This window comes from Arsenicicoccus bolidensis DSM 15745 (assembly GCF_000426385.1).
In the GTDB taxonomy this organism is placed as follows: Bacteria; Actinomycetota; Actinomycetes; order Actinomycetales; family Dermatophilaceae; genus Arsenicicoccus; species Arsenicicoccus bolidensis.
Map to the genome: position 1 here is coordinate 1 of NZ_AUFG01000009.1, position 20,936 is coordinate 20,936.

Genomic DNA, 20,936 nt, shown 5'->3' on the forward strand with positions numbered 1-20,936 from the left:
AGGCCACCGTCACCATCAACGGCTCCGCCGTGGCGTCCTACTCCAACCTGACCAAGACCAACGGCTACGTCCAGAAGACCATCGACCTGTCCAGCTACGCCGGACGCAGCGTCACCCTCAAGATCACCGCCACCGAAGACTCCTCCGCCCAGTCCAGCTTCGTCTTCGACGACATCACCGTCCAGTAACCCCAGCACCAGACAGCACCACAAGAGTCACGCACGAGGCCGTATGCCGGGACCCCCCTTCCCGGCATACGGCCTCGTCGACCGGCACCGCGCCAAAGGGCCACCCCACCGGATCACCCGACCGACCCCGGTCCTAGGGTTGAACCGACCCCAAGGACCGACCCCCGAGGTGATCTCGATGAGCTCCCGCGTCGCCAACCCCGCCCTCCGCAGCAAGATCATGACGGCCGAGGACGCGGCCGCTCTCATCAACCACGGCGACAACGTCGGGATGAGCGGGTTCACGGGCGCGGGCTATCCCAAGGCCGTCCCCAAGGCGCTTGCCGACCGCATGACCGCCGCCCACCAGCGCGGCGACGACTTCCGGGTCGGGGTGTGGACGGGTGCCTCGACGGCGCCGGAGCTGGACGGCGCGCTGGCCGAGGCCGACGGCGTGGAGCTGCGGCTCCCCTACCAGTCCGACCCGATCAGCCGCGCCAAGATCAACGCCGGCACGATGGAGTACATCGACGTCCACCTCTCGCACGTCGCGCAGATGACCTGGGAGGGCTTCCTCGGCAGGCTCGACGTCGCGCTGGTCGAGGTGGCCGCGGTCAACGAGGACGGCACGCTGCTCCCGTCGGCGTCCGTGGGCAACAACAAGACCTGGATCGACCAGGCCGACAAGGTGATCCTCGAGGTCAACGCCTGGCAGCGCCTGGAGCTCGAGGGCATGCACGACATCTACTACGGCACCGCCCTGCCACCCCACCGCAAGCCGGTCATGATCACCGACGCCGCGGACCGCATCGGAGACCCCTTCTTCCGCTGTCCGCCGGACAAGATCATCGGGATCGTCGAGACCGACGCCCCCGACCGCAACACGGCGTTCAAGGCGCTCGACGACGACTCCAAGGCCATCGCCGGTCACCTGATGGACTTCCTGCAGTCCGAGGTCCGGGCCGGCCGCATGCCGGAGAAGCTGCTCCCGCTGCAGAGCGGCGTCGGCAACATCGCCAACGCCGTGCTCGCCGGGCTGTCGGAGTCCCCGTGGAAGGGGTTGCAGGCCTACACCGAGGTGCTGCAGGACGGCATGCTCGACCTGATCGAGAACGGCACGATCGAGGTGGCGTCCGCGACGGCGTTCTCGTTGTCCCCCGAGGGAGTTCAGCGGTTCAACGACGACATCGACTTCTTTAGCAAGCGGATCATCATGCGTCCGCAGGAGATCTCCAACCACCCCGAGGTGATCCGCCGGCTCGGGGTCATCGCCAGCAACGGACTGATCGAGGCCGACATCTACGGCAACGTGAACTCGACGCACATCATGGGTTCGCGGATCCAGAACGGCATCGGCGGGTCCGGCGACTTCGCCCGCAACGCCTTCCTGTCGACCTTCGTCACGCCGTCGACCGCCAAGGGTGGCGCCCTGTCCTGCATCGTCCCGATGGTCACGCACGTCGACCACACCGAGCACGACGTGCAGGTGCTGATCACCGAGCAGGGCCTCGCCGACCTGCGCGGCTGCTCCCCGCGGCGCCGGGCGCAGCGGATCATCGACCACTGCGCCCACCCCGACTTCCGGCCGATGCTGCAGGACTACTTCGACCGGGCCCAGCGCGGCGCGTGGGGGATGCAGACGCCTCACCTGCTGGGCGAGGCGTTCAGCTGGCACGAACGGTTCATGCAGACGGGCACGATGCGTCCCGCCTGACCGCCTGACCGGCCTAGGATGGCGAGGTCCTCGCGGGAGCCCGGTGCACCGGGCTGAGAGGAGACCTGGAGCCTGGTCTCGACCGCTGCACCGACCCGGTCATGCGGGTCAGGGAGATCGGAGCGCAGATGTCCTCACCCGGCCCCAGGGTCGTCGTCCTCGGTGGCGGCGTCATCGGTCTCGCCTGCGCGTGGTCGCTGGCGAGCCGCGGGGCGGACGTCGAGCTGTGGGATCCCGCGCCCGGGCAGGGCGCCTCGCACGCCGCCGGCGGCATGCTGGCTCCGGTCAGCGAGGCGACCTACGAGGAGGAGGACCTCCTCGCCCTGGCGCTCGCGTCGCACGCCCGGTGGCCGGACTTCGCCGCGCGGCTCGAGGCGGCGTCGGACATCTCGCCCGACCTGCACACCGAGGGCGCCCTGCACGTCGGGATGGATCTGGACGACGCCCGCGAGGTATGGCGGACCGCCGACCTGCTGGAGCGCTACTCCCTTCCCTACCAACGGCTCTCGTCGCGCGAGCTGCGCCGGGTGGCTCCCGCTCTCGCGCCCGGCGCGCGCACCGCGCTGCTGGTCGAGAGCGACCTGTGGGTCGACAACCGGTTCGTGGTGCAGGGGCTCCTCGCGGCGGCGGCCCGGGCGGGGGTGGAGCTGGTCGCGCGGCGCGGGGCACCGATCGTCGAGGGCGGACGCGTCGTCGGGGTGGCGTCCTGCGACCACGGCACGCCACGCGAGTCCCGTTGCGACACCGTGGTCCTCGCCGCGGGCGTCGACAGCGGGTCGGTCCCGGGCGTCGCCGAGCTGGTCACCCTGCCGCTGCGCCCGGTCAAGGGTCAGATCCTGCGCATGGGCGGAGCCCGAGGCCTGCTCGACCACACGGTCCGGGGGACGGTGCACGGCGACCACGTCTATCTCATCCCGCGCGTCACCGGCGAGCTCGTGATCGGCGCGACCTCCGAGGAGCTGGACGACACCCACGTGACCGGGCGCGGTCTGCTGGAGCTGCTGCGCGCCGCGACCACCCTGCTGCCCGAGGTCGGCGAGCTGACGCTGGTCGACGCTGTCGCCCGGCTGCGCCCCGGCACGCCCGACAACGGACCCCTGCTCGGCCTGGTGGGGACGCCCGGCCTGGTCGTCGCCACCGGGCACTTCCGCCACGGGATGCTGCTGACCCCCGTCACGGCGGACCTGGTGACCGACCTCGTGCTCGACGGCGTCAGCGGCATCGCCGAGGCGACCCCCTTCGCCGCCACCCGCTACCCACCTCCCTCCCGACACCACCCTGAGGACAGCCCATGACCATCACCGTCAACGGCGAGAGCCGTTCTGTCGCAGACGGGCTCGACATCACCGGCCTCGTCGCCGAGCTCGGCCTCACCCCCGACGGCATCGCCGTGGCCGTCGACCACGCCGTCGTCCCGCGCGCACGCTGGCAGGGCCGCACCCTCGACGACGGTGCCCAGGTCGAGATCGTCACCGCCATGCAGGGAGGCTGAGCCGCCGTGTCCCCCACCACTCATCACGCCCCGGCGGGCGCCATACCGCTGGACGACCCGCTCGTGGTCGGCGGGCACGAGCTCTCGTCCCGGCTGTTCCTCGGCACGGGCGGCTCGCGGCGCATCGCCGGCCTCGAGGCCGCGGTCCTCGCCGCCGAGCCGAGCCTGGTCACCGTGGCCATGCGCCGCATCTCGACCACCGGCAAGGACGACACGCTCGGCCTGCTCCGCCGCCTCGGGTGCCGGCTGTTGCCCAACACGGCCGGTTGCTACACCGCGCGGGAGGCCGTGCTCACCGCACAGCTCGCCCGGGAGGCGCTCGGCACCGACCTGATCAAGGTCGAGGTCATCGCCGACGACCGCACCCTGCTCCCCGACGTCGTCGAGCTCCTCGACGCGTGCGAGCAGCTCGTCGACGACGGGTTCACGGTGCTGCCCTACACGACCGACGACCCCGTGATCGCGCGTCGGCTCGCCGATCTGGGCTGCGCCGCCGTCATGCCGCTGGGCTCCCCCATCGGCTCCGGCCTTGGCATCCGCAACCCGCACAACATCGAGCTGATCCGTGAGGCCGTCGCCGTCCCCGTGGTGCTCGACGCGGGCATCGGCACCGCCTCCGACGCCACCCTCGCCATGGAGCTCGGCTGCGACGCCGTGCTCGTCGCCTCCGCGGTCACCCGGTCCGAGCACCCCGCCGCGATGGCCGCCGCCATCCGCCACGCGACCATCGCTGGGCGCCTCGCCCATGGCGCCGGCCGCATCCCGGTCCGACGCCACGCTCTCGCGTCCTCCCCCATGCAGGGCCGCATCGACTGATGCCCTCCCGGCTGCTGGTCCTCACCGACCGCTCGCAGCTGCCGGCCGGCCGGTCGCTGGTCGAGCAGGTCAAGCGCTGCATCGATGCCGGGGCGTGCTGGGTGTGCCTGCGGGAGCGCGACCTGCCCGACGACCAGCGACTCGCCCTCGCCACGTCGCTCGCCGGCCTCCTGCGGCCGGTGGGTGGTCGGCTCGTCGTGGCGGCACCCCTGCCTGCCGCGGCGGCGTGGGGTGCGGTGGCCGACGGCGTGCACCTGCGACGCAGCGATCCCGTCCCGCCGCACGCGTCGCTGGTGGGGCGCTCGACCCACGGCGAGGCCGAGCTGCGTGCTGCGGTGGAGCAGGGGTGCGACTACGTCACGCTCTCGCCGTATGCCGCAACCGCCTCCAAACCGGGGCACGGCCCCGCGCTCGGACCCGCAGGACTACGCCGGGTCATCGACGCGGTGCCGCTCGGCGAGACGAAGCTCCTTGCGCTGGGCGGCATCTCGTCCGGCAACGCCGCCGAGGCGATGGCCTCGGGCGCGCACGGGGTGGCCGTCATGGGCGAGGTGATGCGAGCGGGCGACCCCGGTCGCGTCATACGCGCGCTCCTGCCGGACTGAGCCGATCGCGCCCCTGGCGGGTCGGCCGTCGCCCTGCCACCCTGGGACGATGAAGCCGCTCCTGGCAGCGGGCCTCGTGGCCCTCACGATCGTCCTCGCGGGGTGCGGCGGAGGCGATCCGAGCACGACGGGCAGCACCGCTGCGGGGTCCTCACCGGCGAGCTCCGCCACGTCCACGTCCGCTCCCGCTCCGTCGTCGCCGTCCGAGACCGTCACCGTGACCGCCTCTCCCCAGACCGGTTCGCCATCGACGGCCCCCGGCGGTGCCCCGACCACCCCGACGCCGCCGGCGCCCGCGACGGCCACCCCCACCTCGAGCTCGGGTGGCCCGTTCACGCTGGCCCGCGCCCTGGCGGCCGTCCGCGACGGAGCCCAGGAGCACGGATACGTCCGCGAGGCGTCGTTCGTCAGCCACGACGGGTCGGTCTACTGCCAGATCGCGTCGAGCGAGGGCGGCGGCGTGTGCGAGCTCGCCGACGGTGCGGGGATCGAGGCGCCCGGGGTGTGCGCGGCCGGCGACGGGCGCTCCCAGGTCGGCCGGATCGAGGTCGACGAGCGCGGACGGGTCGTCCCCGTGTGCAACTCGGACACCATCGTCAGCGTCGACCCGGCCACCCTCCCACGCCTGCAGGAGGGGCGCGTCGTGCAGGTCAAGGGCGCGCCGTGGTCCTGCCTCGACACCGCTCGAGGCATCACCTGCGTCGACCCGCAGGGGCGCCGGGCGTTCCGGCTCGGACGTTCCGGCTACGCGGTGGCCCGCCGCTGACCGCGGTCCCCTAGGGTGGAGGCACCACATCGACCGGGGGGATCATCGTGGAGATCGCTGTCGCACTGTTCGCGCTGGGCTGCGTGGGCTCCGGCGCCTGGAGCCTCACCCAGATCCTGCTGCGCCGCTGGCGTTGGCCGACCGTCGCCGCGACCGTGGAGGACGTCCGGCAGCTGACGGTGCGGGCCGGCGAGGGCGATCCGATGGGGGTGCCGCACGTCCGCTACCGCTATGCCGGGCCGGACGGCCGCGAGCACGAGGGTGAGGCACGGCTGCCGTCGGCCCTCCCGGTCGAGCCCGGCCAGCCCATCTCGGTGCAGGTGCACCGCAGGACCCGGGCCGGTCGGTGATCCCTCCCCGTGCGTGGTCCGCCCCGGTCGTGACCGCCGTCCTCCAGGTCGTCGTGCCCGTCGTGGGGCTCGCGGTCTGGCAGGCCACGCGGGGCGGAGGCGGAGGCGGGGGTGACCAGGCGGGCGCCTCGCCCGGGGCCCCTCTGATGTCCACGGTGATCATGACCGTCGGCTCGGCCGCCATCTCACTGGCCGGCCTGGCGTTCGCGGGCGCAGCGCTCCACCCGCTCTGGTCCTCCCGGCACTGGACCACGGCGACGGCCACGGTGCTGCAGCTCGCCCACCGCGCGGCGCCGGGAGGTGGCCCCACGCTGGTCGCGGACCTGGAGCTCCAGGACCCGCACGGTCCCCTGCGGCGGGTCTCCGTCCCCTGCTCCGGGGTCCCCCACCTGCAGGTGGGTGACACCGTCGAGGTGGCTGTCGGTCCCGGTCCGCAGGACCTACGCCTGCCTGCTCCCCGGCCCCTCCCTGACCTGTTCGGCGGTGCGGTCGGTCTCATCGTCGCGATCATCGCGGGCCTGGGTGCGTTGTCGTCCATCGCCCAGTGGTAGGCCGTCGGGCCGGGTCGCAGCCTGCACGCCGGGGCTAGGGCGTGTCTCCTTAAGGTGTGGGTGATGACGCGCGATTGTGGTGGGCATGTCGCGTACCAGGATGCTCACCGATGCCCACTGGGAGTTGATCGAGCCGTTCATGCCGTCGTCGATTGGCAAGCAGGGCAGGCCTTTTCGTGATCACCGGTTGATGGTCGACGCGATCATCTACCGGTATCGGACCGGGATGGCCTGGCGTGACCTGCCGGAGGAGTTCGGGCCCTGGCAGACCGTGTGGAAGCGCCACCACCGGTGGGCCCTGGACGGGACCTGGGACCGGGTCGTGACCGCGCTGCTCGCGCGGGCGGACGCCGCCGGGCTCATCGACTGGGACGCCGCGGTGGACTCGACGATCAACCGGGCCCACCAGCACGCGACGAACACGACCCGCACCACAGGGGGACCTGTCGAATCACAAGAATCTGGGCGTCGAACCGCCTGACCACGCGATCGGGCGCTCCCGAGGAGGCTTGTCGACCAAGGTCCACCAGCTGTGCGACGGGACCGGGCGACCCATGGTCGTGCTCCTGGGCCCGGGCCAGGGCAGCGACTCCCGCATGTTCGCCAATGTCCTGGCCGCTGTGCGGGTTCCCCGCGCCAGCAGTGGGCGACCGCGCACCACGCCCGACACCGTGATGGCCGACAAGGCCTACTCCAGCCGGGCCCACCGCGCGCTGCTGCGCTCACGCGGCATCACGGCAGTGATCGCCGAACCCAAGGACCAACGCGCCAACCGCAAACGACGCGGAGCACGCGGGGGCCGGCCCCCGGCCTTCGACACCCACAAGTACAAGCAGCGCCACGTCGTGGAGAACGCCTTCGCCGACATCAAGCAATGGCGCGCCCTGGCCACCCGCTACGACAAACACGCCCTCACCTACCGCGCCGGACTCCTCCTACGCGTCACGCTCATCTGGCTCCACACATTAGGAGACACGCCCTAGGCCCGCGTCCGGCCCGCCGACCTGCCCGACGGGTCACTTCCGGTCGGGTCGCGTGCGAGTTGACCGCTCGGCGTGACCCGACAGGTCACTTCCGGTCGGGTGCAGGTGGCGGATGAGGAGCTCGCCGCCCCGACGGGTCACTTCCGGACGGGTGCAGGTGGCAGATGGGGAAGACCGCGCCCCGACGGGTCACTTCCGGTCGGATGGCGCGCGAGTTGACCGCTCGGCGACCCGACGGGTCACTTCCGGTCGCCTAGGGGGACAGGAGCCAGCGGGTCAGCAGCGTGCCGCTCTCTTCGAGGACCAGCACCGGTCGTATGTCGCGCCGCAGCTCCAGCCCCTCGACCAGGCGCGGGCCGCGGCCGCCCACCAGCAGGGGCGAGGTCGTGAGACACAGCTCGTCGAGCACGCCGCCGAGCAGCAGCGACCGCAGCGAGGTGGGTCCGCCTTCGCACAGGATCCGGGTGGCGCCCCTGCAGGCGAGCTCGCCGCGCAGCCAGACCGGGTCGACCGGGCCCGCACCGCCGACGAGCACGTGAGCCTCCCCCAGCTCCTGCGCCGCTTCGCCCAGGGCGTCGGCGGGGGCGTCCGAGGTCGTGGCGAGCATCACCGCCCCGGGTGACGCACCGAGCAGACCGGCGGGGATCTGGGCCGAGGCGCTGACCACGACCAGGGAGGCGGGCGCGGCCCGACCGGTGACCCGGCGTCGCACCGCCGCGAGCCCATCCGACAGCGGCTCGATCGGCCCGTACCCCTCGACCCGCGCCGTCCCCGCGCCCACCACCACGACGTCCGCCAGCGCGCGAAGCAGGTCGAAGACGACCTTGTCGGCGGCGTTGTTGATGGTGCCGCTGCGGCCGTCGGCGCCGGTGACCGCGCCGTCCACGGTCGTCACGAAGTTGGCGCGCCACCAGTCCTCGGGCGTGGCGTAGAGCTCGGCGAGCTGGTCGAGGTCGCGGACGGGGCCGAGGGCAGGACGGTGGTCCCGGACCTGCTCCGGTCCCCTGTCGTCGAGGATCACCCGCACGTCCACACCCCCACGAGATAGGCCACGCCCCAAGGGTCGTCGTCCAGCAGGACCGTGCTCCGCACGCGGCGCTCCCCCACCGCACCGGCGAGGACCTGCAGCGGGGCACGCCCGCGGGCCAGCAGGTCGGTGGCGAGCTCCGGCTCCAGGGAGCGCAATTCGTCGACGTCGCCGTCCCGCAGGGCCGCGCGCCACCGATCGTCGTAGGCGAAGGCCCGCTCGTCCAGGTGGCCCGGCGCCTTGGCGCCGCGGCGGGCCGACCCGTCGGCCATGACGAGAAGTGCTGTGTCACCGGGCAGCTCGCCGAGCTCTCGACCGAGACGCGTCGCGGCGTCGCGGGTCTCGTCTGCGGCGACGACCACCTCCTGCACCGAGGGAGCGGTGAGCCCGTCCAGCAGCTCACGAGCGACCCTGACGGACAACGGATCCCGGGTCGTATGCCGGGCCTCCGGCCCCGGTCCCGCCCCCACGACCACCAACCGGCGCGGATCCGTGGCGAGCACGAGGGACACCGCCTCACGGCAGGTCGCCCGCAACGACGCGGCCGGGTCGGCGGTGCTGCGATAGTCGCGCAACAGCCCGGCCGGCTGGGGGCAGATCGCGGCCGCCGTGATCACACGAGCCCTCGGAGCGTCCGCGCCGGAGGGCGGTGGCCCTGGATCGTCGAGACCATGTCGAGCACGTGGCGCGTCTCGGTGACCTCGTGCACGCGATAGATCATCGCGCCGTGCCACGACGAGATCGCCGTGGCCGCAAGGGTTCCCGTCAGGCGCTGGTCGACCGGCAGGTCGAGCGACTCCCCCACGAAGTCCTTGTTGGACAACGACACCAGCACCGGCCGTCCCACGGCGACGAGCTCGTCCAGGCGCCGGGTCACCTCCAGCGAGTGCCAGGTCTGCTTGCCGAAGTCGTGCGCGGGGTCGACGACGATCCGGTCCCTGGCGACACCGGCGCGTTCCGCGCGCTCGGCATAGGCAGTGGTGTCGTCGATGACGGAGGCCACGACGTCGTCGTACTCCATCCGGTGGGGCCGGGTCCGCACGGGCACGCCACCGGTGTGCGTGCAGACGATCCCCACGTCGAACTCGGCTGCCACGTCGACCAGCTCGGGGTCGGCGCCGCCCCAGGCGTCGTTGAGCAGGTCCGCCCCGACCGCGCACACCGCGGCACCCACCGACGCGCGCCAGGTGTCGACGCTGATGATGACGTCGGGATGCCTCTCGCGCACGGCCGCGACGAGGTCGACCACGCGAGAGCGCTCCTCGGCCTCCCCGACCTCCTCGCCCGGGGCTGCCTTGATCCCGCCGATGTCGACGATCTCGGCACCGGCCGCGACCACCTCGTCCACGCGGCGCAGGGCGGCGTCCTCCGCCCACGTCGCGCCCTGGTCGTAGAACGAGTCGGTCGTCCTGTTGAGGATCGCCATGACCAACCGGTCCTCCGCGGCGAAAGATCTCCGCCCCAGCCGCAGGATGGATTCGCCCACGGGTCAGGCGGAGTCGCCGGCGGGGGCATCCGTCGGTGGCTCGGGCAGCGCAGCGGGCTCGAGCTCGCGCAGCGCCGGCAGCACCTGCTCGGCCAGGGACCGCAGGTAGCGCTCCTGGTCGTGACCCGGCCCGTGCAGCACCAGGTGGTCGAAGCCGAGGTCGGTGTAGAAGCGGACATGCTCGACGACCTCCTCCGGCGTCGACGCCACGATCCACCGCTGGGCCACCTGCTCGATGGGCAGCGCGTCGGCCGCCGCCTCCATCTCGGCGGGGTCGTGCAGCGAGTGCTTCTGCTCCGCGGTGAGGGACAGCGGTGCCCAGAACCGGCAGTTCTCCAGCGCCGCAGCGGGATCCGGGTCGTAGGACAGCTTGATCTCGATCATCCGGTCGATGCTCGAGGGGTCGCGCCCCGCCTTGCCCGCACCCTCCACGACGGCGGGGACCAGCTTGTCGGCATACAGCTCGCGGCCCTTGCCGGAGGTGCAGATGAAGCCGTCGCCCTTGCGGCCGGCATACCTCGCGACCATGGGCCCGCCGGCCGCGACGTAGACGGGCACGGGAGACCCGGGCCGGTCGTAGACCGTCGCGTCCGTCGTCCGGTAGTAGTCGCCCTCGTAGGTCACGCGCTCCTCGGTCCACAGGCGGCGCATGAGCTCGACGGCCTCGCGCAGTCGCGCGAACCGCTCCTTGAACTCGGGCCAGTCCCCCTGCACCGAGCCGACGGCGATCTCGTTGAGCGCCTCGCCCGTGCCGACGCCGAGCACCAGGCGGCCCGGGTGCAGGCACGCCAGCGTCGCGAACGACTGGGCGACCATGGCCGGGTTGTAGCGGAAGGTCGGCGTCATCACGGAGGTCCCGAGGACGATCCGCACGGTCCGGGCGGCGACGTGCGCCAGCCACGGGATGCTCGACGGGGCGTGCCCGCCGGTGTGCCGCCACGGCTGGAAGTGGTCGGCGATGAACGCGCTGTCGAGCCCGAGCTCCTCGGCCAGGACGGCATAATCGGCGAGCTCCCGCGGCGCGAACTGCTCCGACGACGCCTTGTACCCGATGCGCAACGCCATGGTTCGTCTCCTTCGTCGGTGGGTACGGGCCGTCCGGCGGCACCGTCGACCCGGCCCGGTCCACCCTAGGCCCGCGGGCTAGGCTCGGGCCATGACCCTGCAGGCCACCGCACGTGACGTCGATCGCAGCGACCCCACCCGGCGAGCCTGGGTGGCCCAGGCGATCCGCGCGGTCCAGGCCGACGCCAACCGCTCCGCCGACACGCACCTGCTGCCCGTGCGGCTGCCCGAGGCCTGGGGCATCGAGCTCTACCTCAAGGACGAGTCCACCCACCCCTCGGGCTCGCTCAAGCACCGCCTCGCGCGGTCGCTGTTCCTCTACGCCCTGTGCAACGGGTGGGTCGGCCCCGACACCCCGATCATCGAGGCGTCCAGCGGCTCGACCGCGGTCAGCGAGGCGTGGTTCGCGCGGCTGCTGGGCCTGGAGTTCATCGCGGTCATGCCGCGGTCGACCAGCCAGACCAAGATCGACCTGATCGAGCGCAACGGCGGCCGCTGCGAGTTCATCGACGATCCCGCCACGCTCTATCCCCGCGCCATCGAGCTCGCCGAGCGCCTCGGTGGTCACTACATGGACCAGTTCACCTTCGCCGAGCGCGCCACCGACTGGCGGGGCAACAACAACATCGCCGAGTCGATCTTCGAGCAGATGCGGCTCGAACCGCACCCCGACCCCGCGTGGATCGTCACCGCCGCCGGGACCGGCGGCACCTCCGCGACCATCGGCCGGCACCTGCGGTATGGCGGACACCTGACCCGCCTGTGCGTCACGGACCCCGAGAACTCCGCCTTCTTCGACGGGTGGTGCGACGCGGACGCGGGCGTCACCACGTGCGTCGGCTCGCGGATCGAGGGCATCGGGCGTCCTCGGGTGGAGCCGAGCTTCATCGCCGGCGTCGTCGACCGGATGATCTCCGTCCCGGACGCCGCCTCGGTCGCCGGCATCCACGTGCTGCGCTCCCGCACAGGGTTGTTCGCCGGAGGGTCGACCGGCACCAACCTCTTCGGGGCGCTGAAGGTGGTGTGCGAGATGCGTTCTCGCGGCGAGCAGGGGTCCGTCGTGACGCTGCTGTGCGACGGCGGCGGACGCTACGCCGACAGCTACTACTCACGAGAGTGGTTGTCCCGCAAGGGGCTCGACGTCGACCGGTGGATCCCGACCTTCGAGCGCGCGCTGGACCAGGGCGTCTGGCTCGAGCCCTGATCGCAGCGCGCGCCGACGGTCCCGCACGCCTACATGAACAGGGCGCGGGACAACCGGGTGCCGTAGTCCGAGTCCGGGTTGGTCGTCCCGTCGCCGACCCGCTCCGCGATGGCCGCGACCGACAGGTCACGTCGCTTCGGCGCCCGGGCCGCGTCGGCCGTCGCCAGCGCGTCCGGCAGCTCGGCGCTGGTGAGCTCCGTGCCGTAGGCCGGCGTCCCAGGCTGCTGCCGCCAGGACTCCTCGAGCGAGCCCGCGTCGAAGCCGTCGAAGCCGGTGTCCTCGACCAGCGCCATCCCGACCCGGCGACCACGCTCGTCACCAGCCACCGCCACCGCGAGTCGCTCCGGGTCGCCGGCAGGCAGGCCCTTGTCCGACAGCGCGTGGCTCCCGATCATGTTCCACGCCTTGACGACCCGGCGTCCCAGCTGCTCCGAGACCCAGAGACTCTCGGCCTGACCTGCCTCGATGCCCTCGATCACACCGTCGCGCTGCGGGTAGTAGTTGGAGGTGTCGACGACGACCGTCTCCTGCGGCAGCTCCCGGATCAGGGGGGCCAGCTGCGGGATCCGGCTCAGCGGGACGGAGAGGATGACGACCTCGGCCCCGCCGACGGCAGCCGGTGCCGAGGCCGCGCGTGCACCGTCCGCGAGCAGGTCTGCCTCGACGGTCTCGGGGCCGCGCGAGTTCGCGACCGCGACGTCGTGGCCGGCGGCGCTGAGCTTGCGCACCAGGGTCTTGCCGATGTGTCCCGTGCCGATGATGGCGATCTTCATGTGCTGTCGTTCCTCTCGTCCGTGAGCGTGTGGCCCTGCCACCTCTACGGCGTCGGCGCTCACTGGTAGAGCACGCGGTTCAGCCGCGTGAGGAAGTCCCCGTCGACCGTGCGGGTGGGGTCCTGCGCGCGGTCGGTGATGACCGCTATCGCCAGGTCCCGCCGCCCCGCCGAGCGGTCGCGCTGCGCCGCCGCCAGAGCATCGGGCACCTCCGCGGCCGTGAGGCTGGTGCAGTAGACGGGCGATCCCGGCTGCTGGCGCCAGGACTCGGCGAGGGAGCCCGCGTCGACCGCGTCGAAGCCGCTGTCCTCCACCAGGCCAAGCGCGACGCTCTTGGCGTCCTCACCGTCACCCGCGACCGGGATCGCGGTCCGCTCGGGGTCCCCCGCCTCGCGGTCTCCGTCGACGAGGCGCTGGGCGAGGATGGCGTTCCACGCCTTGAGGACGGGGCGCCCCAGCTGCTCGGACACCCACTCGCTCTCGACCTGACCGCCGTCGAGGGCCTCGATCGCTCCGTCGCGGGCTGGGTAGTAGTTGCCGGTGTCGATCACCACGGTCTCGGCGGGCAGGGTGCCGACGACCGGGGCCAGGTCCGGGATGCGGCTCAGCGGGATGGAGAGGATGAGGACGTCGACGTCCGTCGCCGCCTCCTCCGCCGTCACGCCATGGGCGCCGGTCGACGTGACCTCCGCGTCCAGCGTCTCGGGGCCGCGCGAGTTCGCGATCTTGACCTGGTGACCCTTGGTCGGCAGGCGGCGGGCCAGGACGCCGCCGATGTTGCCCGCGCCGATGATGCCGATGTTCATGAGAGACCTCTCGTGGTTGTCGGGTGTCGTCCGAGCAAACGGAGAGATGGTCCGGATCATTCCGACGCGTGCCGCCCGCCTGCTGCCGGGCGGTCGCCGCCATACGGCTCGATCGGTTGTCCGCCTCGACACGTCGACGTCACGCATCGGCCACGGCCCGGCCACCTGGTGGGAGTGGGCTGGTCGCGTGCGCGCTGGAGCGCCGGCGCCCTTGTGCTGGAAGGACATCGACATGGACATCGACCGCCGCCACGTCCTGGCCGGAGCGGGGGCAAGCGCCATCGGGGGTGCCGCCGTCCTGGCCTCTCCCCTGCAGGCCCAGGCCTCGTCAGGGCCGGGTCGCCCCCGTCCCATGCCCAAGGCGCCCGACGTGCCCGCAGCCCGGCTGGCCCGGGACGAGCGGTTCTGGGCGAGGGTCCGCGCCGAGTACGACCTGCCCCGCGACTACGTCAACTACGAGAACGGCTACTTCGGCACCACCCCACGACGCGTCGTGGAGGAGTACAAGCACCACATCGACGTGCTGGCCCGCGACAGCTCCTACTTCATGCGCACGGCCTACCCCGCCAAGGAGCAGGCGGCCCGCGAGCGCGTCGCCCGGCTGCTGGGCGTCTCGGTCGAGGAGATCGCGCTCACCCGTGGCGCCACCGAGGCGCTGCAGAACCTGATCGGTGGCTACAACAAGCTCCGCCCGGGCGACCAGGTGCTGTACGTCGACCTGGACTACGACTCGATGCAGTACGCCATGGACTGGCTCAAGGACCGACGCGGCGTCACCGTCGTCAAGGGCGTCATCCCCGAGCCCGCCACGCACGCCTCGGTGCTCGCGTACTACGAGTCCTTCCTCAAGGTCAACCCCAGGGCCAGGCTGCTCCTCCTCACGCACCTCTCGCACCGCACCGGCCTCGTGATGCCGGTGCGGGAGATCGTCGCCATGGCGGCGGCGCGGGGCGTGGACGTGATCGTGGACGCCGCCCACTCGTGGGGCCAGATCCCCTTCACCGCCAAGGATCTCGGGGCCGCGTTCGTGGGCTACAACCTGCACAAGTGGATCAGCGCGCCGCTCGGCATCGGGTTCATGTACATCCGCAAGGACCGGCTGGCCGACATCGACCGTGACCACGGCGACCAGGACTACCCCGCCACGGACATCCGCTCGCGGGTGCACACGGGCACGTCCAACAGCGCCAACCTGCTCTCCCTCCAGGTCGCGCTGGACCTGCACGAGTCCATCGGGGTCGCCAACAAGCACGCGCGCCTGCAGTACCTGCGTGACCGGTGGGTGCGCCAGGTCCGCGACGTGCCGCGGCTGCAGATCCTGACCCCCGACGACCCCCGCATGTACTCCGCGCTCACGTCGTTCCGGGTCCAGGGGCGCGTCACCAAGGCCGACACCACGGCCATGACAGCGTGGCTCATGGAGCGGCACCACATCTTCACGGTGCGCCGCGGGGGCGTGGCGAGGGGTGAGGTCGTGCGGGTCACGCCCGGCCTCTACTCCAGCGCCCGCGACAGCGACCGGATGGCCCGCGCCCTGGCAGAGATCACCCGCGTCTTCTGAGCCCGGCCCGCCATCGCGCCGGCCGAGGGGTGGGCGGCGGTTGGCGGCACACGACTGGTCGTGATGGGCTGGGCCGTATGACGACTGCGCCCGACGCCACCTCCTCCTCCGACCTCCCGCGCCGCGCCCAGGACGTGCAGGCCGCACTGGACGAGGCCGGTGCCGAGGGCCGCGTGCGGGTGCTGGACGAGCCCGCCCGCACGGCCAAGGACGCAGCGGAGGCGATGGGCTGCGAGGTCGGCGCCATCGCCAACTCGCTGGTGATCATGGCCGACGGCGCGCCCATCCTGGCGATGACCAGCGGCGCGCACCGGGTCGACTTCGAGGTGCTCGAGCGCGCGCTCGGCGTCGTCGAGGTGCACATGGCGTCCGCCGACGAGGTGCGCTACGCCACCGGGCAGGCCATCGGTGGCGTCGCCCCGGTCGGGCACCCCGCTCCCCTGCGCACCGTCGTCGACGAGGCGCTGCGGCAGCACGAGCAGCTGTGGGCCGCGGGCGGGACGCCGGACACGTTGTTCCCCATCACCTTCGACGAGCTCGTCCGCGTCACGGGCGGCGAGGTCGTGCAGGTCGCCGGCGACTGAGCCAACTGTCAGGAGGCGGGTGCGGCGCCCTCACCGTTGAGGGCCCAGCCGGAGCGCAGCATCTCTCGCAACCCCTGCTCGACGGACCCGTCCGCAGACTCCGTGCCCGCCGCCCACACGACGGCCAGCGTCCCGAGATAGAGGTCCCGACCACGGATCCCCTTGCGCGCGTGGCCGTCTCGCTGCGCCGCCGCCAGGAAGCGGTCGGTGGTGGCGATCACGTCCTGGCAGGTCGGCGCGAGGGGGGATCCCTGCTCGCGCAGCGCCGATCGGAGCGGGTCGGGCAGTCCGTCATACGCCCGCATGAAGGCACTGACCGCGTCGAGCCACCGCTCCAGTGCCACCCGGGAGTCCGACTCGCCGTCCTCGATGGCGACCCGCTCGCGCTCGAGGTCCGGGCTGCGCGCCTCCATGACCGCGGCGACCAGCGCCTCGCGGCTCGGGAAGTGGCGATAGAGGGTGCCCGCGCCGACCCCGGCGCGCTTGGCGATGGCGTCCATCGACACCTCGACCCCCAGGTCCGCGAACCCCTCCTCGGCGACCGCGATGATGTGCGCCCGGTTCCGCTGCGCGTCGGTGCGCGTGGGCCTGCTGGCTGCGGGTGTCGTCATGGCTCTGGATCCCTCTGGGTTTGCGTAGCGGAGATGCTCTCCGTATCGTGGACGGTGAAACGGAGACCTTCTCCTCATTCTCGCCTAGGAAGCCCATGAATACCAATCCGCTCCGCGACGCCACCGCCTCCCCCACCCCGGACGCCATGCGGCACGCCCTGTCCGCGTTCCCCACCGGCATCGCCGTCGTGGCCGCGCAGGTCCAGGGGCGGACGGTCGGGCTGCTGGCCAGCTCGTTCAGCTCGGTGTCGCTCGACCCGCCGCTCGTGTCACTGGCCTTCGCGCGCACCTCGACCACCTGGCCGGTCCTGCGGCAGGCCGACCGCTGGGGCATCAGCGTCCTCGGCGACGGGGACGAGTCGCTCGTCCGGCCGCTGAGCCGCCCGGCCGACTCCCGGTTCGACGGCATCGCGACCCACACCGGCGCTGACGGCAGCGTCCTGATGGCCGGCGCCATGGCGACCTTCACCGTCGCGCGGCACGCCGAGATCGACGCCGGCGACCACGTCGTCACGCTCCTGCGGGTCCTCGACCTGCACCGCGACGCCCATCAGTCACCGCTCGTCTTCCACGGCAGCACCCTGCGCCGGCTCGCCGCCTGACCCCCCGAGAACGCCAGAAGGAACCCCATGAGTGACCGTCAGATGATCCTCGGCCTGCAGCTCGGCAACGCCTACGGCTCCCAGGCGATGGCCTGGCGCGCGCCGGGCGTCGACCCGAGCAACTACACGAGCTTCGACGCGCAGGTGCGCTACGCCCAGGCCGCCGAGCGCGGCAAGGTGCAGTTCTTCTTCCTCCCCGACTTCGCGGGCCTCACCAGCGACCTCACCCACGAGGCGCCGATGCTGACCCTCGACCCCCTGCTGACGATCGCCGCCGCCGCCCGCGCCACCGAGCGCATCGGGTTCGTGTCCACGGGATCCACGACCTTCAGCGAGCCGTACACCCTGGCGCGCCAGTTCAAGACCCTCGACGTCATGAGCCATGGCCGAATCGGCTGGAACGCCGTCACCACCAGCGACGCCACCGTGGCCGCCAACTACGGCGCCGAGATCGCGCCGCGGCCGGAGCGCTACCAGCGGGCCCACGAGACCATCCAGATCGTGCAGGCCCTGTGGGGCAGCTGGGGCAAGGACGCCTGGCTCAAGGACGTGGAGCAGGGGCTCTTCGCCGACCCGGACCAGATCACGCCGATCAACCTGCAGGGGCAGTATGTCGCCTCGCGGGGCCCGCTGCCGATCCCGCCGTCCGAGCAGGGCCAGCCCGTCATCTTCTCCGCAGGCGGTGGCGAGTACGGCCTCGGCATCGCGGGCCGCTATGCCAGCGGGGTCGTGGGGGCCGCCTACACGATCGAGGATGCCCGCGCCCAGCGCCAGGCCGCCCGCGACGCCGCCGAGCAGGCGGGTCGGGACCCCGACGAGGTGAAGTACTTCGCCGGCGTCATGCCCGCGATCGCCCCCACCGTGCGCGAGGCCGTGGACCGGCGCCTGCGCATCGGCGAGTTCCTCCTGCCGACGCGGGTGCCCTACCTCGGCTCCATGCTGGGCACCCCGCTGAGCGTCTCTCAGATCGACGAGCCGCTCACGGCCGAGCAGCTGTCCGCCGCTCGTCCCAGCCCGTTCGACCCCCGCTCCCCGCGCGCGCTGGAGGTGGCGCGCGAGGGGTGGACGATCCGCGAGATCCTCGCCCACGGTGTCATCGACTACCACCCCACGCCGGTTGGCCCGGCCTCCGTGACGGCCGATCACCTGCAGGAGTGGTTCGAGGCAGGCGCGGCCGACGGCTTCTGGATCTCGATCGACGCCTACGAGGATGGGATCGATACCTTCGTCGACGAGGTCGTCCCGATCCTGCAGGAGCGCGGCCTGTTCCACACCGAGTACGAAGGCACCACGCTGCGCGAGCACCTCGGCGTCCCCGAGCAGTACGGTCTCGACCCGCGCGTCAGCTAGTCCGCGCGCGGACCACCCCACTGCCTCCGCGCGTGCACAACTGCTGCACAACGAGACGCGCCGCCAACGAATTCCGTTGTGCCCCAACGCGCGGGCTCGGTGGGGTGCCGTCATCTGCAGCAGTTGTGCACGCCACTGCCCCCGGCCAGGCGCTACCCGTCCAGGCGCACGTCCTCGTGGCGCTGCTCGTCGAGGTGACGCCGGATGGAGCGACGGAGCGGGTCGTGGGCAGGGCCCAACGCTGTCGTCTCGCCATAGAACGAGTCCGGGTCGTAGCGCCATACCGGCAGCCCGACGTGAGCGGCGTCCTCCCACTCATAGCGCGCGAACACGTGTGCGTGCAGGAATCCGTCGGTGTTGCCGAGGATCTCGTAGTTGAGGCGGCGAAAGGAGGAGTCGTGCTCCCGGCACGCTGCCGAGACGGCCTCTCCCAGCCGGTCCATCGAGTCGAGGAACCGCAGCCGTCGTGGCCGTGGCAGGTCCGTGAGCTGACCGATGGTCGGGTCGTCGACGAGCAGGACGCAGTAGCCGGGGAGGAACTGGGCGTCCCCGATCGCGGCGAAGCTCTCTTGGAGGCGGGCGATGACGGTGGGGTTGGCCCCGGCGAGCGCAGCGCCGATGCGGTCCCGCCGCCAGTCCTCGGTCATGCGGCCACCCTAGGCCTCCGTCGTCGCCGGCCCGGATCTGGGTCGCGACGGGCGTGGCGAGGCTCCCCGTGGTTGGGTAGCGTGCACAACTGCTGCACATCGGGACGCGCCGCCCGCGAATTCCGTTGTGCCGCAACGATCGGTCTCGGCGGGTTGCCGCTATCTGCAGCAGTTGTGCACGCCGCCGCCCGTCACCGAGCGCATCGGGCTCGCCGCGCAGGCGTGGGGCGGGCCAGGCGGATGGACGGGCTAGGTCAGCGGGCCCTTCACGTCATACGTGGCGCAGACGAAGGACCGGTTGCGGGTCACCTCGGTGAGCTCCAGCGCGAATCGCCGTGGGAACAAAGGCCGCCCGGAGCCCAGGGTCACGCCGGCGATCGACACGACGAGCTGGTCGAGCAGCCCGGCGTCGGCGAACTGCGCCGCCAGGTCGCCGCCCCCGACCACCCACACGTCCTTGCCGCCGGCGGCCTCGACGAGTGCGGCGTGCACCTCCCTGACGTCGCCCCGTGCCCAGCGCAGGTCGGCGCCGTCGATGCCGGGCAGCTCGGCGTGGCTGAGCACCCAGGCGGGCACGGCATACGGCCACTGCTCCCCCGCCGTCTCGAGGTGGCGCCGCAGCCACTCGTAGGTCGTCCGCCCCATGACGAGCGCGCCGACGCCGGCCATGAACGCGTCATGGCTGTTGGGGCCGGCGTGATCGATGTCCTGGACGAACAGCCAGTCGAGAGAGTCGTTCTCGTCGGCGAGGTAGCCGTCGAGCGTCGTGGCGGTGTAGAAGATCGTGCGGGTCATCAGATACCTCCGGAGCGTCGGTGGAGCCAGGTGATCGGGTCGCCCTCGTCGATGGTGAGGCCGGCGTCGCGCAGCATCAGCCGGGCCAGCTGACGCCGGTGCGCGGAGTAGGTCAGGACGTGCGCGACGATCCCGCCGAGGACGAAGCTCTCCGGCGGCTCGCACAGCGCGTCGACGATGCGGTCGGCCCAGGCGCCACGGCGGTCGGTGTCGCGCACCATGGCCAGCCAGCGACCCGCCACGGCCTCGTGGCGCTGGGCGAGCGACTCGAGCGGCGCGTCCGCCGAGAGGTCCGGCAGCTCGTGGCCGTCGACGGCAGCCAGCCACACCTCCTTGGTCTGGACCAGGTGGGTCAGCACCTGACCGACCGACTCGTCGGGCCCGTCCCAGGTCAGCGGCGCACTGCCCCCGACCCGGACTGCGCGCAGCTCCCCCTCGGGCAGGGTGGCCGCCAGCGCCAGCAGGGTCCGTATGTCGTCCACGTCGTGGTGCACCATGAGCTCCGTCGGGCCCGCGCCGACCGGCCGCGCCGAGGATGCCTCACCGCTGTCGACCCACAGCGAGGTCGGCGGATGGAAGTGGATCCCGTTGGGGGACGGCAGCCAGTGGCTCCCGCCTCGGTCGACGGCGGCGCTCGGCGGGTGGCCGTAGGCGCGCGCGAACGCCCGGGCGAACCCCTCCACGGACTCGTACCCCGCGCCGAACGCGGCGTCGGTCACCGTGGCTCCGCGGGCGAGCGACCACGCCGCCCGTTCCAGCAGCACCCGACGCCGCATCGTCACGGGAGGTTCACCCGCCCCCCGGACCAGCTCACGGCTGAAGTGAAAGGGCGAGGAAAAGGCCCCAACTGACATGTCGTCGAGCGTGCGGTGGTCCTCGTCGAGCACGGCGCCGAGCAGCTCGCGCAGGCGATCTCGTCCGGGCTCCGACATGTCCTCAGTCTGCGCGCCACCGGGCCGCCCGCACCCGACCGTTCTTGCT

At 72.3% G+C, this 20,936-nt stretch carries 24 protein-coding genes and 1 pseudogene; 15 read left to right on the forward strand and 10 right to left on the reverse strand.

Going from position 1 to position 20,936, the window contains the following annotated elements; genetic code table 11:
* The 10 genes and pseudogenes from K313_RS23870 to K313_RS23405 form a co-directional block, all read left to right on the forward strand.
* Positions 1-188, forward strand: a pseudogene (locus K313_RS23870) (hypothetical protein); the annotation flags it as partial.
* Between the two features lie 178 nt (positions 189-366).
* Positions 367-1,881, forward strand: coding sequence for an acetyl-CoA hydrolase/transferase family protein (locus K313_RS0106755; protein WP_034252204.1), 1,515 nt, complete (start codon positions 367-369; stop codon positions 1,879-1,881).
* A 128-nt stretch (positions 1,882-2,009) separates the two neighbouring features.
* Positions 2,010-3,176: a glycine oxidase ThiO gene (gene thiO, locus K313_RS0106760; RefSeq protein ID WP_029210971.1), complete on the forward strand. Its 1,167-nt coding sequence runs from the start codon at positions 2,010-2,012 to the stop codon at positions 3,174-3,176.
* A complete protein-coding gene (thiS, locus tag K313_RS0106765) occupies positions 3,173-3,373 on the forward strand; it encodes a sulfur carrier protein ThiS (RefSeq protein ID WP_029210972.1) in 201 nt (66 codons plus the stop codon). Before thiO ends, thiS begins: the two co-directional genes overlap by 4 nt.
* Before the next feature lie 6 nt (positions 3,374-3,379).
* A complete protein-coding gene (locus K313_RS0106770) occupies positions 3,380-4,189 on the forward strand; it encodes a thiazole synthase (RefSeq protein ID WP_276203032.1) in 810 nt (269 codons plus the stop codon).
* Positions 4,189-4,794 carry a thiamine phosphate synthase gene (locus tag K313_RS0106775; protein WP_034252187.1) on the forward strand — a complete coding sequence of 202 codons (606 nt, stop codon included), beginning with the start codon at positions 4,189-4,191 and terminating at the stop codon, positions 4,792-4,794. Before K313_RS0106770 ends, K313_RS0106775 begins: the two co-directional genes overlap by 1 nt.
* A gap of 49 nt (positions 4,795-4,843) precedes the next feature.
* Positions 4,844-5,560: a hypothetical protein gene (locus K313_RS0106780; RefSeq protein WP_029210975.1), complete on the forward strand. Its 717-nt coding sequence runs from the start codon at positions 4,844-4,846 to the stop codon at positions 5,558-5,560.
* A gap of 47 nt (positions 5,561-5,607) precedes the next feature.
* The gene (locus tag K313_RS0106785) at positions 5,608-5,910 is read left to right on the forward strand and encodes a DUF3592 domain-containing protein (protein ID WP_029210976.1); all 303 of its coding nucleotides are present in this window, start codon (positions 5,608-5,610) and stop codon (positions 5,908-5,910) included.
* A gap of 29 nt (positions 5,911-5,939) precedes the next feature.
* The gene (locus K313_RS0106790; RefSeq protein WP_156911195.1) at positions 5,940-6,461 is read left to right on the forward strand and encodes a DUF3592 domain-containing protein; all 522 of its coding nucleotides are present in this window, start codon (positions 5,940-5,942) and stop codon (positions 6,459-6,461) included.
* 85 nt (positions 6,462-6,546) lie between these two features.
* Positions 6,547-7,444 (forward strand): IS5 family transposase gene (locus K313_RS23405; RefSeq protein WP_156911197.1). Its coding sequence is split into 2 segments (ribosomal slippage): positions 6,547-6,906 and positions 6,908-7,444, totalling 897 coding nucleotides; the frame shifts between segments, so codons are not numbered across the junction.
* Positions 7,445-7,697: 253 nt separating this feature from the next.
* Here the strand turns inward: K313_RS23405 and K313_RS0106805 are convergent.
* The 4 genes from K313_RS0106805 to fgd form a co-directional block, all read right to left on the reverse strand.
* A complete protein-coding gene (locus K313_RS0106805) occupies positions 7,698-8,465 on the reverse strand; it encodes a dihydrofolate reductase family protein (RefSeq protein WP_205621831.1) in 768 nt (255 codons plus the stop codon).
* Positions 8,462-9,088 (reverse strand): class III extradiol ring-cleavage dioxygenase family protein, encoded by a 627-nt coding sequence (locus tag K313_RS0106810; protein ID WP_029210981.1) that lies wholly within the window; start codon positions 9,086-9,088, stop codon positions 8,462-8,464. The genes K313_RS0106805 and K313_RS0106810 overlap by 4 nt, the downstream gene beginning before the upstream one ends.
* Positions 9,085-9,897, reverse strand: a complete 813-nt coding sequence (gene folP / locus K313_RS0106815; protein ID WP_205621832.1) for a dihydropteroate synthase — start codon at positions 9,895-9,897, stop codon at positions 9,085-9,087. Before folP ends, K313_RS0106810 begins: the two co-directional genes overlap by 4 nt.
* A gap of 63 nt (positions 9,898-9,960) precedes the next feature.
* Complete coding sequence (gene fgd / locus K313_RS0106820; protein ID WP_029210983.1) at positions 9,961-11,022, reverse strand: glucose-6-phosphate dehydrogenase (coenzyme-F420); 1,062 nt, start codon at positions 11,020-11,022, stop codon at positions 9,961-9,963.
* A 91-nt stretch (positions 11,023-11,113) separates the two neighbouring features.
* On the opposite strand from fgd, the gene K313_RS0106825 reads away from it, so the two are divergent.
* The gene (locus tag K313_RS0106825; protein ID WP_029210984.1) at positions 11,114-12,226 is read left to right on the forward strand and encodes a PLP-dependent cysteine synthase family protein; all 1,113 of its coding nucleotides are present in this window, start codon (positions 11,114-11,116) and stop codon (positions 12,224-12,226) included.
* 29 nt (positions 12,227-12,255) lie between these two features.
* On the opposite strand, the gene K313_RS0106830 is transcribed toward K313_RS0106825, so the two are convergent.
* Positions 12,256-13,062, reverse strand: a complete 807-nt coding sequence (locus K313_RS0106830) for an NADPH-dependent F420 reductase (protein ID WP_338021326.1) — start codon at positions 13,060-13,062, stop codon at positions 12,256-12,258.
* Positions 13,059-14,087 (reverse strand): NADPH-dependent F420 reductase, encoded by a 1,029-nt coding sequence (locus K313_RS0106835; RefSeq protein ID WP_338021327.1) that lies wholly within the window; start codon positions 14,085-14,087, stop codon positions 13,059-13,061. Before K313_RS0106835 ends, K313_RS0106830 begins: the two co-directional genes overlap by 4 nt.
* Between K313_RS0106835 and K313_RS0106840 the strand changes: the two genes are divergently transcribed.
* Together K313_RS0106840 and K313_RS0106845 are read left to right on the forward strand one after the other, a co-directional pair.
* Positions 14,038-15,366, forward strand: a complete 1,329-nt coding sequence (locus K313_RS0106840; RefSeq protein ID WP_029210987.1) for an aminotransferase class V-fold PLP-dependent enzyme — start codon at positions 14,038-14,040, stop codon at positions 15,364-15,366. The genes K313_RS0106835 and K313_RS0106840 overlap by 50 nt on opposite strands.
* A 77-nt stretch (positions 15,367-15,443) precedes the next feature.
* Positions 15,444-15,950: a YbaK/EbsC family protein gene (locus K313_RS0106845; RefSeq protein ID WP_029210988.1), complete on the forward strand. Its 507-nt coding sequence runs from the start codon at positions 15,444-15,446 to the stop codon at positions 15,948-15,950.
* Positions 15,951-15,958: 8 nt separating this feature from the next.
* Here the strand turns inward: K313_RS0106845 and K313_RS0106850 are convergent, their stop codons facing one another.
* Positions 15,959-16,561, reverse strand: a complete 603-nt coding sequence (locus K313_RS0106850) for a TetR/AcrR family transcriptional regulator (protein WP_019284387.1) — start codon at positions 16,559-16,561, stop codon at positions 15,959-15,961.
* 95 nt (positions 16,562-16,656) lie between these two features.
* On the opposite strand from K313_RS0106850, the gene K313_RS0106855 reads away from it, so the two are divergent.
* Positions 16,657-17,163, forward strand: a complete 507-nt coding sequence (locus tag K313_RS0106855) for a flavin reductase family protein (protein WP_029210989.1) — start codon at positions 16,657-16,659, stop codon at positions 17,161-17,163.
* Positions 17,164-17,190: 27 nt separating this feature from the next.
* Positions 17,191-18,513 (forward strand): NtaA/DmoA family FMN-dependent monooxygenase, encoded by a 1,323-nt coding sequence (locus K313_RS0106860; protein WP_029210990.1) that lies wholly within the window; start codon positions 17,191-17,193, stop codon positions 18,511-18,513.
* A gap of 152 nt (positions 18,514-18,665) precedes the next feature.
* Here K313_RS0106860 and K313_RS0106865 read toward each other — a convergent pair whose 3' ends face one another.
* From K313_RS0106865 to K313_RS0106875, 3 genes are all read right to left on the reverse strand, one after another.
* Positions 18,666-19,160, reverse strand: coding sequence for a diadenosine tetraphosphate hydrolase (locus tag K313_RS0106865; RefSeq protein WP_029210991.1), 495 nt, complete (start codon positions 19,158-19,160; stop codon positions 18,666-18,668).
* A 249-nt stretch (positions 19,161-19,409) separates the two neighbouring features.
* Positions 19,410-19,955, reverse strand: a complete 546-nt coding sequence (locus K313_RS0106870; RefSeq protein ID WP_029210992.1) for a dihydrofolate reductase family protein — start codon at positions 19,953-19,955, stop codon at positions 19,410-19,412.
* Positions 19,955-20,887 carry a helix-turn-helix domain-containing protein gene (locus K313_RS0106875; RefSeq protein ID WP_029210993.1) on the reverse strand — a complete coding sequence of 311 codons (933 nt, stop codon included), beginning with the start codon at positions 20,885-20,887 and terminating at the stop codon, positions 19,955-19,957. The genes K313_RS0106870 and K313_RS0106875 overlap by 1 nt, the downstream gene beginning before the upstream one ends.
* Positions 20,888-20,936: the final 49 nt, after the last annotated feature.

What these genes read in the sequence shown, in the direction of transcription:
- K313_RS0106755 (WP_034252204.1), top strand. Translation starts at nt 367, where the DNA reads ATGAGCTCCCGCGTCGCCAACCCCGCCCTCCGCAGCAAGATCATGACG.
- thiO (WP_029210971.1), top strand. Translation starts at nt 2,010, where the DNA reads ATGTCCTCACCCGGCCCCAGGGTCGTCGTCCTCGGTGGCGGCGTCATC.
- thiS (WP_029210972.1), top strand. Translation starts at nt 3,173, where the DNA reads ATGACCATCACCGTCAACGGCGAGAGCCGTTCTGTCGCAGACGGGCTC.
- K313_RS0106775 (WP_034252187.1), top strand. Translation starts at nt 4,189, where the DNA reads ATGCCCTCCCGGCTGCTGGTCCTCACCGACCGCTCGCAGCTGCCGGCC.
- K313_RS0106780 (WP_029210975.1), top strand. Translation starts at nt 4,844, where the DNA reads ATGAAGCCGCTCCTGGCAGCGGGCCTCGTGGCCCTCACGATCGTCCTC.
- folP (WP_205621832.1), bottom strand. Translation starts at nt 9,897, where the DNA reads ATGGCGATCCTCAACAGGACGACCGACTCGTTCTACGACCAGGGCGCG.
- fgd (WP_029210983.1), bottom strand. Translation starts at nt 11,022, where the DNA reads ATGGCGTTGCGCATCGGGTACAAGGCGTCGTCGGAGCAGTTCGCGCCG.
- K313_RS0106825 (WP_029210984.1), top strand. Translation starts at nt 11,114, where the DNA reads ATGACCCTGCAGGCCACCGCACGTGACGTCGATCGCAGCGACCCCACC.
- K313_RS0106840 (WP_029210987.1), top strand. Translation starts at nt 14,038, where the DNA reads ATGGACATCGACCGCCGCCACGTCCTGGCCGGAGCGGGGGCAAGCGCC.
- K313_RS0106835 (WP_338021327.1), bottom strand. Translation starts at nt 14,087, where the DNA reads ATGGCGCTTGCCCCCGCTCCGGCCAGGACGTGGCGGCGGTCGATGTCC.
- K313_RS0106845 (WP_029210988.1), top strand. Translation starts at nt 15,444, where the DNA reads ATGACGACTGCGCCCGACGCCACCTCCTCCTCCGACCTCCCGCGCCGC.
- K313_RS0106850 (WP_019284387.1), bottom strand. Translation starts at nt 16,561, where the DNA reads ATGACGACACCCGCAGCCAGCAGGCCCACGCGCACCGACGCGCAGCGG.
- K313_RS0106855 (WP_029210989.1), top strand. Translation starts at nt 16,657, where the DNA reads ATGAATACCAATCCGCTCCGCGACGCCACCGCCTCCCCCACCCCGGAC.
- K313_RS0106860 (WP_029210990.1), top strand. Translation starts at nt 17,191, where the DNA reads ATGAGTGACCGTCAGATGATCCTCGGCCTGCAGCTCGGCAACGCCTAC.
- K313_RS0106865 (WP_029210991.1), bottom strand. Translation starts at nt 19,160, where the DNA reads ATGACCGAGGACTGGCGGCGGGACCGCATCGGCGCTGCGCTCGCCGGG.
- K313_RS0106870 (WP_029210992.1), bottom strand. Translation starts at nt 19,955, where the DNA reads ATGACCCGCACGATCTTCTACACCGCCACGACGCTCGACGGCTACCTC.
- K313_RS0106875 (WP_029210993.1), bottom strand. Translation starts at nt 20,887, where the DNA reads ATGTCGGAGCCCGGACGAGATCGCCTGCGCGAGCTGCTCGGCGCCGTG.